The organism is Gluconobacter sp. (assembly GCF_047723935.1).
Taxonomy (GTDB): Bacteria; Pseudomonadota; Alphaproteobacteria; order Acetobacterales; family Acetobacteraceae; genus Gluconobacter.
Map to the genome: position 1 here is coordinate 112,161 of NZ_JBDOBO010000003.1, position 16,368 is coordinate 128,528.

At 53.3% G+C, this 16,368-nt stretch carries 7 protein-coding genes; all 7 read right to left on the reverse strand.

Annotated elements, in window-relative coordinates; genetic code table 11:
- Nucleotides 1-61 precede the first annotated feature (61 nt).
- Nucleotides 62-1,396 (reverse strand): autotransporter strand-loop-strand O-heptosyltransferase, encoded by a 1,335-nt coding sequence (locus ABF979_RS03625; RefSeq protein ID WP_415557846.1) that lies wholly within the window; start codon nucleotides 1,394-1,396, stop codon nucleotides 62-64.
- Nucleotides 1,393-2,577: an autotransporter strand-loop-strand O-heptosyltransferase gene (locus tag ABF979_RS03630; RefSeq protein WP_415557848.1), complete on the reverse strand. Its 1,185-nt coding sequence runs from the start codon at nucleotides 2,575-2,577 to the stop codon at nucleotides 1,393-1,395. Before ABF979_RS03630 ends, ABF979_RS03625 begins: the two co-directional genes overlap by 4 nt.
- A gap of 2 nt (nucleotides 2,578-2,579) precedes the next feature.
- Entirely contained in the window at nucleotides 2,580-4,391 is a 1,812-nt protein-coding gene (locus ABF979_RS03635) for a fatty acyl-AMP ligase (RefSeq protein WP_415557849.1), read from the reverse strand.
- On the reverse strand, nucleotides 4,388-10,741 hold the full coding sequence (locus tag ABF979_RS03640; protein ID WP_415557851.1) for a type I polyketide synthase: 6,354 nt from the start codon (nucleotides 10,739-10,741) through the stop codon (nucleotides 4,388-4,390). Before ABF979_RS03640 ends, ABF979_RS03635 begins: the two co-directional genes overlap by 4 nt.
- Nucleotides 10,742-10,800: 59 nt before the next feature.
- Nucleotides 10,801-12,252 (reverse strand): AMP-binding protein, encoded by a 1,452-nt coding sequence (locus tag ABF979_RS03645; RefSeq protein WP_415557853.1) that lies wholly within the window; start codon nucleotides 12,250-12,252, stop codon nucleotides 10,801-10,803.
- Between the two features lie 117 nt (nucleotides 12,253-12,369).
- Nucleotides 12,370-14,550, reverse strand: coding sequence for a Hint domain-containing protein (locus tag ABF979_RS03650; RefSeq protein ID WP_415557855.1), 2,181 nt, complete (start codon nucleotides 14,548-14,550; stop codon nucleotides 12,370-12,372).
- Between the two features lie 416 nt (nucleotides 14,551-14,966).
- The gene (gene rsgA, locus ABF979_RS03655; protein WP_415557857.1) at nucleotides 14,967-15,998 is read right to left on the reverse strand and encodes a ribosome small subunit-dependent GTPase A; all 1,032 of its coding nucleotides are present in this window, start codon (nucleotides 15,996-15,998) and stop codon (nucleotides 14,967-14,969) included.
- Nucleotides 15,999-16,368: the final 370 nt, after the last annotated feature.

Below are 16,368 nucleotides of genomic sequence, written 5' to 3' on the forward strand. Positions count from 1 at the left end.
ACTGAACAGTAGCGTGCTTCAGGCAGAGCGCAAGCAGGGCAGTTTTAAAAGCACGTTCAAATTAGGTCCGTCTATCCGCCCCCCTGTTACTCATCGCCGCCTTAATGGCGCTGATAACCTGCCCAGAGGTAATATTCCGCGTGCATTCAAACTGACGACTGGTGCCTGCATGGCGCGGACAAAAGAGAAAATCACTGTGGATGAACGGATGGCGAATATCGTGCCAGCAACTGTTGCAGGCATTAGTATTAAAGACCCGATATGGTGTCTGAAACTCATTTATCGGATGTGTAAATCCGGAAATCATCACGACGGGCGTGTCAGCCGCCCAGGCAAGCCAGGATAAGCCGCTCGAAAGGCCAACAAAAAACTCTGCATGCTTCAGCCATTGGAGGCGTTCCTGAAGGGGCCGTGCCCCCGTCTCATCTTCCGCATTATGCGGAATCTGGTTCCAGTGAAGACCTTGACCATACTTTATTTCACGATCGATGCAGATAACGCGGTAACCTGATCTCTTGAGAAACTCCACGACATCATACCAACCTGTCGGGTTATTCCAGTATTTGCACTGTGCACTGGCCTGACTGGCTATGACAACATAGGGTTCTTCAATCGGTCTTTCTTCAGAAATATCCAGATGCAGAGGCTCTTCCTCGGGAGAAACCCCGAGAATATAGCCTGCTGTTCTGTGTAATCCCACGAGCCTGAAATCAGAAGGCTGCCAGATATTATCTTCATCCCCGAAGAATAAACCGATGTAATATGTGGCATAAAACTCGTCTTTTAACGCGCTGAATTCCTGCTTTTCAATAAATCCGATATCTGGGTATGACGCAGACAGCAGCTCTTTCATCTGCGCGGATACCATCACTGTGAGTTCGCATGCATGATCTCGTGCAAAACGCACAGCATATGGCACCCAACCAGCCGTATCGCCGATTGTATTGCCGGCCATAAGAATGGCTATCTTTTTACCCTTAGCATCGTAGTCATGCGAAAAAACGAGCATGCCCGCCTGAAAGACTTCAATCCTTGCGTTCAGATAATGCTTTTTCCGACTTTCAAAAGTAGAGGCACTTCCCTCCCCATCAAAAATAACCGTGTCAGTATCAAGATCGGTAAGCCGAATACGCCATATCCCTTCTGGAACCGCAACACGGATACCTTGGTTGAAGTCATATCGAATGCCTTCAGGCCCCTCCTGTGTCGCCACATTTGAAGGACTGGGAAATGTCGTCGTCTCGGTTGATGACGCCGAGGCTACTGCCCCCTCTTCTCTCGGGGCTTTATCGGTCTCGCTAGATGGGTCCTCGGCGACTGGCGCTGAAACAGACGCACTCGAGCTGCCAGCAAGCATAATCGACTGGAAAATGTCATTCACTTTGGCAACGGTCATTCTGACACTCCCTCAAGGTCGGGAATTTGCATGATTGTGTCGATCACCTGTTGCGAAGAAATCAGTCTGGTGCATTCAAACTGCTTGTCTGTACCGCTCTGCCGTGGGCACCAGAGATAATCGGCTGGATTGAGCTGACAGCGGATATCATTGGAACAACTGTTGCAGGCATTCCAGTTAATCACGCGGTAGGGTGTTTCGAACTCGTTATCTGGCCTCGTAAAGCCGCTGATCAGCACGATAGGCGTACCGACAGCCCATGCCAACCAGCTCAAACCACTGGAAAGACCAATAAAAAACTCCGCATGTCGCAACCATCGGGCACGTTCGGCCAGAGGCAGCGCGCCTGTGAAATCTTCCGCCCCATACGGGATATGGTTCCAGATTGTTCCGACCCCGTTCAGCCGGTTTCTGTCGATACAGATGACCCTATACCCTCGCTTTTTTAAGAAGCGGATCGTTTCCAGCCAGCCGAAAGGATTGTTCCAGTATTTGTTCTGGGATGTTGCCTGGGTAGCAATGCAGACATATCGCTCTTCAAGAGGCCTCCCTCCCTCCATGATCGCAACATCGGGCCGACGCGATGTCCGCGAAAGGCCCAGGATGAGCGCTGCATTATTTTCCAGACCTGCTTCGCGATAATCGACCGGACTATGGTTCCGGGCAACGTCGTTGTAAAAAATGAGAACTTTATAAGAGGCGTAATAGTCTGTTCCCGCCTCTTCTTCAGTCGATACAAGGCGAATATGAGGATAAACCGGGATGAGCAGATTTGCGATATCCGGGCGCACGATACATGTCAGGCGACACTCGTGTTTGCGGGCGAACTCAGCTACCTGCCCAAACCAAGCCAAGTGATCTCCAATGCCCCCTTCCCGCATTCGAACAAGAACAGGCTGGTCTTTCAGATTCATTTCATACGTAAAGAAAGGTTCACCGTCTTTCGTAATCTCGATCTGAAAGCGGAGGTAATATCGCTTTGAGCTCTGCACGATCCCTTGAGATACATCCTCTGAAAACAGGATCGTATGCGTATCCAGGTCCTTCAGAACAACATGCCAGTTCCCCGCTGGAAGAAAAACGCGGCAGCCATCATTGAAATCGAAGCGGATGCCTCCTGGCCCTTCTAGTGCTGGCACAATGGGGGCTTGTTGAACTAGCGGCACTGAGGGACTGCTCATGCTCACATTTTTCCCTCTGCGATTTTCAGAATACGCACCCGGCCAGATCCAAGAGGACTGTGGGTATATTCGCCAAGGATCGGAATGTTACCCTGAAGAAGCTCTTTCTTTGTTTCCCCTACGCGGATTTTCCCACTCGGTGTTTTCAGGATCGCACTGGCACGCAGGAAAACAATACGGCATCGAGAGGCAGGAAAATGTGCACAGATTTTCTCGCCAATAGCTTTCCCCAATTGCGTCAGATCGCCGGCGGATCCTGAGGGCAGTTCCGTCACTAGAACAAGCGTCGTTCCATCCTCAGTGCTTTCCTCAAATACCGCAGTTGAGAATAACCGAATATCGGCTTCGAACCCTCCCAGGCAGGCGATGATATCTTCTGGATCCAGAACACTGTCGCCTAGCCTGATACGATTATCCTGCCGCCCAGTGACGTAAAGTATTCCGTCCAACAGGAAACCTCGGTCTCCGGTTCTCAGGAAGGTTCCCTCTTCACCCGCAACACGGCCCTGAAAAACCTGGCTGTTTTCTACAGGGCGGTTCACATATCCGGTTGCGACCCCGGGACTATGAATACGGATCTCCCCGACGTCCCCATCCGGCACGACCGCTTCAGTGTCCGCATCGGCAATTCGTACGATAATATCTGAGGGCGGCCTCCCGCAGCCTGCCAAGAGGCGTCTATCGAGAATATTGTGCGGCGGCATCGCATGACCGTGCGCCAAACCATCGCGCGAAAACTCCCGAAATGATACGCCCTGCCCGCGCTCGCTGGCTGTGACCAGCAAGGTGGCTTCCGCGAGACCATAACATGCAAAGAACGCACGTTCATCAAACCCGGATGACGCAAAACGTTCTGTGAACGACTGCATCGTCTCGGGCCGGATATATTCTGCCCCGTTAAACGCCACTTCCCAGCAGGACAGATCCAGCGATGCAACCTCTTCGGGGGTGATAGACCGCACGCACATTCCGTACGCGAAATTCGGGCCGCCGGAAAGCGTTGCCCTGTAATGACTAATAGCCTGCAACCATCGTATCGGCTTTTCAGCCACAGCTTCTGGCGGCAGCAGAATACAGCGTCCTCCCGTTGCCAGTGTCATGAGGGCGCCCCCAATCAATCCCATGTCATGAGAGAGAGGAAGCCAGTTAACGCCGCAATCGCCCTGCCGATACCCGAAAGCCTCTGCCTGACGGAAGAGATTATGCGCAATATTGCGGTGCGTGAGCAGAACACCCCGCGGCGTACGGGTCGAGCCAGACGTGTACTGAATAAGCGCGACGTCCTCCGGTGAAGGATATGCCACACTCTCGGGCTTTGCAGACGGGCGGATCTTGTCTGTCGGTATCCACAGAAATCGTGGACCATCGATTTTATCAGGGCAAACCTTCTGAAATTCTGTGAGAATACTGCGGTTTCCGATAACGGCCGCAGCCTCGGCATCGTCCCTCAATGCGATAAACCGGTCCCGTGCTCCAAAAGCCTTTGGGTACACTCCTGAGACAGGCACCAGTCCTGCGCACAAACACCCGAGAAGCCCACGAATGTAATCAAGACTGCTCTCATACAGGAGCAATACACGGGAGCCCGGCGAAAGCATGCGTCGCAGCCATGTAGCCAACGCCGTTGCCTGTGCGGCAAGTTGAGACGCTGTTACAGCATCCGTCTCATTCTCACCGTCTCCGAGCAGAGTATAGACTTTGAGGTCCGGCGTTCTTGACGCATGAAAGAACAGCGCATCAACAATCGTACTCCGCTGCCAGTCCAGCATTTCCTTGCCATCAGCGGCAAGGACTGTGGCGAAGGGCTGTATCATGGCAGTTGTGCCGTCTGGCCGATCTTGACCCTGTTCAAAAGAAACTGGGACATTTTCCGGATACTTTCATCACGTGCGAGAACAAGGATGGAAACTTCAACACCAAATTCTACCCGCAAGGCCGTTTGAAGTTCAACGCCGGCCAGAGAGTCGATCCCAAGTTCAGAAAGACGTGCACGGTCGTCAATGCTTGTCGGCTCCAGATGCAGGGTCTGGGCGATTAGAACTTTGACCTGCTCCACAACATAAGGAAGGCGCTCATCCTCCGGCAACGCCGAGAGCGTGGCTAGACGCTCACTGGTCGCCCTGTTACTGGCATCGGCAAGGCGTACCAGTGAAAAGCGCGCTAACGCATTTGCCCCAGGAACGATCTGTGCCCACTTTTTCCAGTCAATCTCAACACAAGCAACCTCGGGTAGCTCTAGCGCCAGCATTTCCCGCATGTGTCCCAGTGCGTCCCGGGCCGACATACCCTTCAGACCAGCCGCTTCCAGAGCGCGGGCTGCCGTCTCGTTCCGGCTCAGCATGCCAACATCCGCAATAGCCCCCCAGTCTACTGCCAGAGCAGCCTCTCCATCTTTCCAGCGATTAGCCGCTATTGCACCCAGAACGGCATTGGCTGCGATATAAGCGCTCTGCCCAATATTTCCCAGAAGCGTAGTCACGGAAGAAAACAGCACGAAATAGTCAAGGCTCATGCCACTGACCAAACGGTCAAGGATGATTGCTCCCTTGGCTTTTGCCTCGAGAACCCGACTAATCCGCTCCTCGTCCAGATTGTAGATCAGGGCGTCGTCCAGCATGCCAGCGCAATGGAAAATGCCTTTGATCGGCGGAAGATTGCTTGTGAAGGCCAACTCATCGAAGACATCTTTCATGGCTTCTTCATGAGAGACATCAACCTGGATAGTATGAACCTGCACACCCGCAGCACGATGAACCAACAGTTGCTCGCTGATCCCGGTTTCCTCTGGTGTTCTGCGGCCTAGCAGGACGAGACTCCGGGCCCCTTGCTCAATCAACCATTCAGCCGTTGCCCAGCCAAAGCCACTCAGGCCTCCTGTAACAAGGTAAGTCTTGCCATCCCCTACCTGAGGCTGTGTCCGTGGCAATGGTGAGGCTTTGAGATTATCCAGGTTGGAGTAATCGATAACGACCTTACCCATATGTTTTGCAGAAGCCAGCAGACGGAAGGCTCCTGCAGCATCCTGCGCAGGGAAACTCTCCAGAGGGAGAGGCTGCACTGCGCCCATTTTGGACAGTTCTGCAACGTCTGACAGGAGGGAACGCATCAATGCAGGCCGCTCCAGCATCATGCGATCCAGGTCGAGCGAGAAGAACGATAGGTTTTCGTTGAAAGGCGCTAGCGGTAGCCCACGCTTCTCGATGATGTCCTTCTTCCCGATTTCTACAAAACGCCCATAGGGGGCAACGATGGACAGACTGTGTGTCTGCCCTTCTCCGGGCAATGAGTTGAGTACAACATCGACCCCTCGCCCCTGCGTGACATCTCTGATCCCTTCCGCGAACTCAAGCGACCGGGAGTCCCAAACGCCTTCACATCCAAGATCCTTGAGGTACTGCCGTTTCTCCAGAGTACTCGCAGTCGCAAAAATCCGTGCTCCGATCCTTTTTGCCAGCTGGATCGCCGCCAGACCCACGCCACCAGTCCCGGAATGGATCAGGACTGTTTCACCTTTTTCAAGATGAGCCAGACGGCACAGACCATAATACGCCGTGATGAAAGCGACGGGCAGTGTGGCGGCTTCAAGTGGAGACCCAAGCCCTTCAATGGGAAGCGCAAAAATGCTTTCAGCGTCGGCAGTGAAATGAGACGCAAAACACCCCGGCCATGAGACGAGATAACGTTCCCCCGGCACGAAGTCCGTTACGCCCTCGCCGACAGCGAGCACTTCAGCAGACGCTTCCATGCCAAGGCTTTCGCCATGGAACGTATCATCCACAACACTTTGCGGAATCAGGCCCGTTGCTTTCAGAATATCCTTGAAATTCAGCGCTGCAGCGAGCGTCCGAAATAGCACCTGGCCACGCTGCAGCGGCTCCGAGACAAACCGCTCATGATGCAATCGGTCCAGCGAACCATTTGATGCGCTGACAAGACGTACTCCAACAAGCTTCCCGTCAAACGTTTCGTTCGTATGATAAAGTGTTGGAACGGGGTCTGGCTTGGTTTCCGAAGGTGTTAACCGCCCCACAGACCGTGTGCCAGCACGCAGAACAATATCGTCTTCTGAATCCTGCTGAACGATCTCTGCGCATAGCTGCTGCAAGACAGCCTCATCAACAGTGCGTCCGATATCGACGATCCGAAGCGCAAGATCCGGTCGCTCTGATGCGATCCCTCGTGCAAAACCCCGAATGGCTGCCTGCCCCGTATCCAGATCATCGCTCTGAAGAGCTTCTGCAGATACTGCTCCCCGCGTTACGATCAGACATCTTGGCGCAGTTTCGCTGTCTTCCGAAATCTTGACTGCCTGAACAAGACGCAAAATTTCTGCGATGCCCTGTTGTCCGGTTTCCCCTTCGTTGGATGAGCACAGATAGAGGATTGCATCAGTCGTTTGAGACAATGCGCCTGCCAATTCCGTCTGATCCAGATCGTCAATTTTCAGGGTGTCGACCATGATCCCCTGAGCAGCAGAGATTTGGCTGAATTGCTCCAATAAAGAGCTGTCACGTCCCAGAGCCAGTGCGGTTAAAGGCTCCGCAAAATGCGGGAGCAATTCCGTCTGAACCCAGGCGGGACGATAGAAACGGCGGACATTGTCCGAACCCATATTTGTAGCGGTCAGTTTCCGGATAGCCCGCGCCTTGAAGCCGAGAATTTCAGCAACAGGCTCACCCTGTTCCGTAAAGAGTCGGATATCGCCCTCAATGCCGGTTTCGGAACGTCGTGTCAGGGCCGCATGAGCCAAAAGGACTTTATGCTGTCCGCCACGATAGACGACCTGGCGCGCACCCGTCGGAACAAAAACTCTCTCTTCTGCAGCGCTATATCCGGCGCCGATCAATGCCTGGAAAGCACCATCAAGCAGTGCCGGATGAAGAAAATACTCTGAGATGCTCTGTGCGTCGGCCAGCTCCAGACGCGCGAAGGCAATACCCTCGCCAGCCTTCAGCTCTTTGATCGTTTGGAAAGCGGGGCCGTATGAAAAGCCGTGTTCTGCAAGCCGCGCATAGAACGTCTCTGGAGGGATATCGTGTTGCAGATTGTCCTGAAGACTTTCAGGAGCCACCGGGTCTGCTGCCCATGGTTCATTCGCCAGAACCCGTAGCTTCGCGTGCTGAATCCACTCTTCTTCGCCATCCTCCCCGTGAGACGATGATACCGTCAGAACGCGCGTTTCTTCGTCAAATGCCCACTCGACAACAGGTGGCGTCAGGCTATCCAGAAGGAGCGCCTGTCCGATCTCCAAGTCTTCAAGAATTGCAGCATAAGAGCGCTCGATCTGCCGGTGCAAAGCCAATCCGCCTTCAATGTAGCCAGCAGCGGGAAACAGGCAGATCCCGTCAACTTTATGATCCGGAAGCCACGGCATGTAGTTGCGATTAATATCGGCAAGCCAACCCGGACGCGACGCACTGACTGGAATACCGAGAACCGGGTGAACGGTTCCGTCCAGCCGATCCCTGCGCGACATTTCAGTCTCAGACCAGAACCGGCTTCGAGACCAAGCATAATGAGGAAGGTCTGTGCGATAGCCTCCCGTCAGAAGAGACCAATCCAACGGCACGGCCGCCATATAGAGTTTGGCGATACTGCGCGCTATGGCTGTGTCTTCCGGATCTTTCCGACTCAGGCTGGCAATAACAGAGACTTCTCCGTCAATCTGCTGCGCTGTTTCCCTTATCAAACCGCCCAGAACAGGGTGTGCCCCAATCTCGAGAAACACCCGATGTCCATCAGCCATCAAGCTCTGAATGGCATCATGGAACAGGACAGGCTTGCGCGCATTGCCATACCAGTATTCCGCATCATGCAGAGCATCTTCAGCCCAGCGCGTGCCTGTTACTGTTGAATAGAGCGGAATGCTTGGGTTTTGAGGAGAGAGCATGCCAAGCGGACTGAGAAGATCCTGACGGATCTCTTCCATCAGGATGCTGTGATACGGCACCTCAACCCTAAGAAGACGATTGAATGTTCCATCCTGATCACAGCGCGTAGCGAACTCCCTCAGCGCATTTTCTTCACCCGCAAGTGTGGAAGACTTCGCACTATTGAGAGCCGCGACTGACACCCGGTCTTCATAACCAGGAAGTAATTTTTCGGCTGCCTCTTTGCCGGAAATACCGACAGCCAGCATCGTGCCACGTCCCGCCAGTCGAGCCTGTTGCTGGCTTCGATGGAAGATCACGGTTACAGCGTCTTCCAGCGACAAAGCACCCGCGATGTAACTCGCAGCTACCTCGCCCACGCTATGCCCAACGATAGCCGCCGGTGTCACGCCATGAAAACGGAACAGCTCTGCAAGAACAACCTGAACCATGAAAATGGCAGGCTGGGCGACAACTGTTTCGTCAATGCGGGAATGTTCCGCAGGTTTCAGGATTTCATCCAGAATGGACCAGCCGGCCAGTTCGGAAAACAGGCTATCAATCTGCTGGATAGTGCGGGAAATGGATTCGGGCGTCTGCCTGAGGATATGCTGCCCCATCCCCTTCCACTGGGAGCCCATGCCAGAAAAGACAAAAACAGGTTGCTGCATCTCACCGTTTCGACGTCGGCCCAGTGTAACAGCAGAGGAAGACCGCCCCTCCGACAAAGCTTTCAAGCCTGCAATCAGCTCTTCACGATCTTGGCCAGACACGACGGCCTGCATCGGCAAACGCGTCCTGTAGGTTGCAGCAGAGAAACAGACATCGGCGACAGATGGAGCAGAAGAAGACGCCAGAAGATCTGCATAGGAGCGCGCCAGATTTTTCAACGAGGCGTCTACAAGCGCATTCACGGGCAGCAGGAAGCGCCCGGACGGCAGCCTGACCACTTCTGCCATATGGTGGATCGGCTGATCCTCTACTGTCAGCGACCTGAGCAGGGCAACCGCGTTTGTTCCGCCATATCCAAACGAGTTGACACCCGCATACACTGTCCCTGCCTCAGCCGTCAGCGGGGTCATGGTATTCTGAGCGACTTGCAGATGAAGGTCCGCAAACGGAATCGTGGGATTAACCTGTGTTAGGTTCGTCTGCGGTGGAATAGAGCCATGCCTCAGGCAAAGGAGTGCCTTGATAAGGCCGGTAACACCCGCTGCAGCTTCCAGATGCCCCAGATTGGCTTTAATAGACCCAATAATCAGGGGGCTTTCCGGGGCTCGCTTATGACCGATCGCCGTTCCCAAAGCACGGGCTTCGATAGGATCGCCAACAGGCGTTCCGGTACCATGGGCTTCTACATATCCAATCGCGGCAAGATCGACATGCGCCTTCCGGGCGACTTCCTCAATGAGCGCGCGCTGAGCATCTTCACTGGGCATCGTCAATGACAGCGTACGACCATCCTGATTGACACCCGTTCCCACGATGACACCGTGGATAACGTCTCCATCCCGCTTTGCATCGGCAAGCCGTTTAAGCAGGACAATGCCGGCCCCCTCACCGCGCCCGTAGCCGTCTGCATCCGCCGAGAAGCTTTTGCAGCGCCCGTCCGCAGCCAGAAAGTGCCCCTTTGACATTGTGATTGAGGCCGGTGGAGCAAGCATCATGTTGATGCCACCCGCTACGACAACATCACTCTCACCATTCAACAAACTGGTACGCGCCTGATGAATGGCCACCAATGATGATGAACATGCCGTATCAATAGACATGCATGGCCCCTGAAGACCAAGATTGTGAGAAATCCGCGCAGCCAGCATGGTGGCTGACGCCGCAGTTGCGGCGAAATGATCCGTAATCAGGTTCCGATTGAGGGGAGATCCGCAGGCAACCAGCCAGTCCAGAGAGAACGTGCCAATAAAAACACCAGCCCGAGTGCCTGCCAACGTGGAAGGAAGAATGCCAGCATTTTCCAGTGCCTCCCACACGACTTCCAGAAGAAGCCTTTGTTGAGGGTCCATGAGGGCGGCTTCACGCGGCGAAATACCGAAGAACAGCGGATCCATTTCATCAATCTTCTGGTCAATGAAGGAACCGCGCCGCATGTAAGTCTTGTTTGGGGTTTCGTATTCAGGATCGTAAAAGCGCTTGATACCCCACCGATCGGCGGGAATGTCGGATGTGGCATCACCTTGTTCACACAGAAAGCGCCAGAGAGCCTGGGTTGTTTCAATTCCTCCCGGAAGGCGACATCCGATCCCGACGACTGCCACTTCATTTCCGTAATCGACCATCTAAAACCCGCTTTTCGTCTTCTATTCTGTGTAGAACGTAACGTATAAAATCTTGTTATTCAGGACGGTTTGACCGCGTTCTGTAACGCCAGCCTATCCGGTTGCCCGCTCTCCGTTCGTGGAAGAGCATCGATCCAGACGGCAGTCACATCCGGCAGATTGGGGAAAACATTCCTCATCCACTTTGAAAGAACTTCGAGATTGAAATCTTCTGCGGTCACAAGAGCGACCCAGGGAGCAGGCAGCCCTTGAGTATCAGGTACGACAAACATCGCACCGTCTTTCACGCCAGGACACCCAAGAAGGCGCATATCCAGTTTATCCAGATCAAACTTGTCACCGCCAAAGCTTATCAGATCATCTGCACGCCCTCTCAGATGCAACGTTCCGTCTGCATCCAGAAACCCGCTATCGCCCGGATAAAACCAGCCTTCCCTGAATTGTTCGGCAGTAGCAGTTGGATCAAGATCGTACCCGTCTACAACTCCTGTTCCGCTGACACGAACGCGACCCACTACACCCGTCGGAACACGCTGATTCTGCTCATCCACGATCTCAAGACCAACCCACGGCAGCGGTTGACCCACTTCATCATCGGTGGACTGAGTATGCGTAGAGGCAATGGTCACAACGCCGCACTCATCCGCACCGTACACGACCTGCACATGCGGAGTGAGCGTCTGACGAATGGATGCACAGAGGGCTTTAGGCAGCTTTCCTCCAGCAACCGTTAAAAACAGATTGTCCAGCGGCTTCATACCGGGCGGAAGCCGAGAGAGTATTCCTTCGGCATGTCGTGGAGACACAACAGCCACAGTCGGGACATCCTGACTGAAGACAAGACCCAGTTCAGAACCGGTTACCATCTGAAGACGTGTTCCAGCCACAAGAGCCGACAGAATGATGAGGAATCCACTTGAAGTCTCTGCTCCAAGCGTTGGTAGGACACGCAATCCCTCAGGGCGGTGACTATGAGACAGGACATCCTGAAACAGGAGATGGTAGACGGCCGTTTCGACGTATCGCGATGTCAGGGCGATGCGGCGTGCATCCTGGCTCGTTCCGCCAGCTACAGAGTAACGGACAACATCTTCAGGCTGTACCGCAATGGTTTCTACACAGTCTGAACCTGTCTGACAGACATGTTCGAACCATGCCTCATTCAGTACCAGAGATTGCTGGTCGAGCCCTTCAACGGGCTCATCAAGCAACACGATATCCGGTGACAGGATTTTCACAGAGCGGTGGAAATTTGCATCCACATATCCCGGCAGTGATGCCGAGGGTATTCCGAGACGGGACAGAGCGAGAATGAAAACCCAGTGTCTGTACGGATGTTCGCAACGAATAGCCACAACAGACGGGACAAGATCCCGAAGCTGAAACAGTGCGAAGGCCACTCGGCTAACATCCTGGGAAAGTTGACCGAAACTCGCTTCCCCCTCAAACCAGCTCATCGCAAGTGAGGCCGGCTGTCCAGCAGCATATTTCAGGGCCAGACGTTCAAACATAGTGCGTCAACCTATTCCTCGGAACTCTATAAAAACCCTGCAACTAAAAAGAAGGAAGTGACGTGCGCCTTGAAAACGCACGTCACTTCCTTTTCGTTCAAATATCCAAGTGGTTTTTCAAGATGCAACGACGGCTACAGCGTCATTTTCATCATCAAGCACATATGGGCCTGCATTCTTCACTTCGATCGTCAGCACAGAGATCGAAAGATCCTGACGGGCTGGAAGGTTCAGAAGGGCATTGCCATTTGTCCAGCGGACGCCGCCTTCTTCGCGGTTATTCCAACCAGACAGGTTGTCTTCCGTGACGTGTGCCGTAAGGCTCTTCTGACCATTGCCTGCCCAGAGACTGATGTTGCCAACCAAAACGCCAAGATAACGACGATCATCAACCATCGGACCGAAGACATCAGCCGGGCGAGATGCACGGGAAACGATGTAAACTTCGTCAATACCGGCAGGAAGCATGAAAACGAAATCTCCGTTTTCTGCGCGACGTGCCGGATTAATCCGATGACCTGCAGAAGTTACAAGATGAAGATTGGCGTCTTCGGTCAGAACGACAGGCTTGCGCTGGTCTGGAAGAGACATTTCAACAGCACGCTCTTCAAGGGTGCGATAAATCGGCTCAACCAGATCACGCGTTACCGCCAGCGGTGCTGCTGCATCGACACTCCATTCGCGGGTCGGACCACTGACAAGACGGACAATACCACCCTGCTGGCCAAACTCACGACGATTTCCTGTATCCAGATAGCTTTCGCTGAGCGCACCATTGGACCACAGAATGGAGTGGCTTTCCGTTTCAACGTGGAAGTATTCGTAGTTCGTCATTGTCAGATCGTAGAAGACGCTACGGCCATTGACGAGCATACGGGCAGGAACGAAACGCCCTTCGAAATACAGGCAGTGCTCGGGTGTAACCACAAGGTCCTGATGAGGAACCCCAGGGGAAATCGCGTCCTTGAGGATACGGACAGGATAGCCAGCCTGATCAACCGGCAGATCCGCCCGAACCTGCGCCGTGCGATGACCAACCCACGTCACAGGCTGAACGACTTCGCGGCCGGCAACATACGTCAGCACGCGATCACCGATTTTGAGCTCTTCGACAACCTTCTCCCCACTCTCTGTGCGGATCAGCGTACCTGCACAGAAGCAGACGAAAGTTGCAATGGTGCTGCCATCAACAGGGTCACGACCCAGCACGAAGTAATCGGTGCTCTTGAATGCTCCACCAAACGTCGTCTGCCAGGTGCTGCCACCTTCGGAAATCGTGAGAGTATTGCCATCCAGTTTGACTGTGCCGCCCGACACATAGGACAGCGTATCAACATCGATGACAGCGCCCTGAACCACCTGCGTTCCGGAAAGAACAGCACCAGCCGCCACCGTAAGCGAACCACCAGAAGAAACAGTAACATTGAGGGATGTTGCGCCAGAGGCAACAATCTCATTGCCACCCTGCAGAACAGTTCCGCCCGAAACCGTACCACCAGACAGCACACTCTCGGTACCGCCGGAAGATACAGTGACGTTAGAAGCTGCTGCCCCGCTGGAAACAGTCAGTTTTCCTCCAGCAGCGACAACAGCGCCTCGGAGAACGGCTGCAGCATTCAGAAGGACATTACCACCCGAAACGGTTGTTGCGCTGACGACCGCGCCACTACTGGCTACCGTCGTTCCACCGGAACCTACAACCGTCCCGGTCGTCACAGCACCGGTATAAAGATTCTGAACACCACCGCTGTTAACGGTATCGCTAATCGTCAGGCCACCCGCAGAAACGTACTGCGTCCCCTGGATCAGGGATCCCTTGTCCGTGCCGCCGCTCGTGAGGGTTTCGGTAGCACCCGTATGAACGACGCCGCCCGAGACGAAGCCAGCTCCACTCAGATCTGTCAGCCCCTTGGATGTCAGGATCGCAGAAGCAGAGGCGTTGAGGGACTGATCTCCGACCAGCAACCCGCCGCCGGAGGCTATGTTGTAATTGTTAATTGTTCCACCGTTGAAAGCCAGCGCCGCAGCTGAATTTCCAACAGTTACTCCACTAATAACACCGCCAGATGCAAGAACAGCACCAGCAGACGTCGCAAACAAATTTGTCCCGACATCACCAGCCTGAGCTATAATAGCGCCGTATTGAGCAGCCGTGGCGCCCGATAGCGTATTATTTATTAGAAAATACGATTCATTTATAGTTACATTTCCAGAAGCATCCGTTGAGGTGGAACCTGATATTGTTCCTCCATTACCAACATAGACACTTCTATGAGTGTAGCTCGTTCCGCCAGCCATGCCTAATTCCTCCATCCCTAGAAGCGTTAAGCATTTATTAACGAATTATATATTGTTAATCCGTGCTCAGCGCCGGAATCGAACATAGAAGATATTGTTAATTTTAATCAATGCCCATGTTGATATAAAAAAAACTCAATAACTATGAATTAACGATAAACCTAAATTTCTGCTGTTTTTCGTCGTAAACTACTCGTTATCTAAGCTCTATATTCCATAATACCCCCCAAAAATCATTACTTTTTGCTCTACATCAATTCAGAGTCTTGTGGTCACACTAATTTTGGACACCTCAAGTCCTGATTTACTTTCCTAGAGCGCAAAGGACTTCAATCCGGCTGTACGCGCGGAATGTCGATGCCCTGAGGTGCCACGAATGCCATCAGAACGGCATCTACGATTTCCCAGAAATCAGGTCAGTCCTGACGCTTCGCTTTCCGGGCTTCTCGATTAAGACGGAGTTGCTCCCGCCGCTCCGCTCTCCGTCCGGCTGGGTTTTTCTGCTGCTGAACTGCAATTTCACGTGTCATCTTTAGCCAGTTATTCCAGCGGCGCTCATCAAGCCTTCCGTCTTCACACGCCTTTCGAACTGCACAGCCTGGCTCGCCTTCATGTTGGCAATTGCGGAAACGGCACTGTTGCGCCAGCTCTTCAATCTCGGTAGCAAAGTCTCCGAACGCAGCAGCGAGGCCTTCCGTTGCATTAACCATCCCCAGTTCACGCATTCCAGGGGTGTCGATCAGAAGGCCACCTGACGGGAGACTGACCATCTCCCTATGAGTCGTTGTGTGCCTGCCCTGCCCATCATACTCAGATACCGCTCCCGTGGCGGCATAATCGGTTTTCAGCAGAGCATTCAGCAGGGTCGACTTTCCTGCACCCGAACTCCCCACCATGACACCGGTGCGCTGTCCATCAAGATATGCAGCAATTTCTTCAAGGCCCTGCCCTTGAACAGAAGATACAATCCTGAGATCCACCTCAGGCGCACAGGCCTGCACTTCAGCCGCAACCTGCTCCACATCATCACACAAATCAGCTTTTGTGAGAACAATGACGGGCTTTGCGCCACTTTCTCTTGTCAGCGCCAGATAGCGTTCAAGACGGGAAAGATTGAAATCCGCTCCTGTCGTCATCACAAGAAAGGCCACGTCAATATTGGCAGCAATCACTTGCGACTGGGTGCGTTTGCCAACTTCTTTGCGGGCAAAGCAGGATGTACGCGACAAAACAGCTTGAATGGTGCCGCGTCTCTCATAAAATCTCGGTTGGCAAACCACCCAGTCTCCAATCGCAGGCCGATCCAATGGATCCGAAGTGTGCAGGAGCCTGCCTGCTACATCAGCCTGAATCAGTCCACTCTCGGTAATAACCCCAAGAAGGCCACGCTGCTGCGCGACGACACGACCGAGGATCAGGTCACTTCCAGAATAGGGCTGGAAGGCCAACGCCGTTTCAGCATTCCAGCCATAAGATGCCAGTATAGTCAGGGATGTTCTCTTTCGTTCACACTTGGGTCTCGTCCCGCTTTATTAGCACTATCCCGAGGTTTTCACATGCTTCTTATCAGCAATAAAACCGTGATGCATAAGAAGCTCCTCTCTCCGAGAATAGCGCTCTCCCTACCGAAAACCATTTACCCTGCATGCACCCTCTCGGAAGTCCGAACGGTGACGGCACTTGCGCTTGGCAGCTCAACAAAGCAGAGTTTTTGAAAATCACCACATTATAGAATAAAACATTATGGAAACTTAAATAAACGTATACAACTAAGTTACTAATTATTTTTATTTCGTTTCTTAATGCGTCATCAAAGAA

Bases quoted from the DNA above. Each gene is read 5' to 3' on its own strand.
- ABF979_RS03630 (WP_415557848.1), bottom strand. From the start codon at position 2,577: ATGAGCAGTCCCTCAGTGCCGCTAGTTCAACAAGCCCCCATTGTGCCA.
- ABF979_RS03625 (WP_415557846.1), bottom strand. From the start codon at position 1,396: ATGACCGTTGCCAAAGTGAATGACATTTTCCAGTCGATTATGCTTGCT.
- ABF979_RS03635 (WP_415557849.1), bottom strand. From the start codon at position 4,391: ATGATACAGCCCTTCGCCACAGTCCTTGCCGCTGATGGCAAGGAAATG.
- ABF979_RS03650 (WP_415557855.1), bottom strand. From the start codon at position 14,550: ATGGCTGGCGGAACGAGCTACACTCATAGAAGTGTCTATGTTGGTAAT.
- ABF979_RS03645 (WP_415557853.1), bottom strand. From the start codon at position 12,252: ATGTTTGAACGTCTGGCCCTGAAATATGCTGCTGGACAGCCGGCCTCA.
- ABF979_RS03640 (WP_415557851.1), bottom strand. From the start codon at position 10,741: ATGGTCGATTACGGAAATGAAGTGGCAGTCGTCGGGATCGGATGTCGC.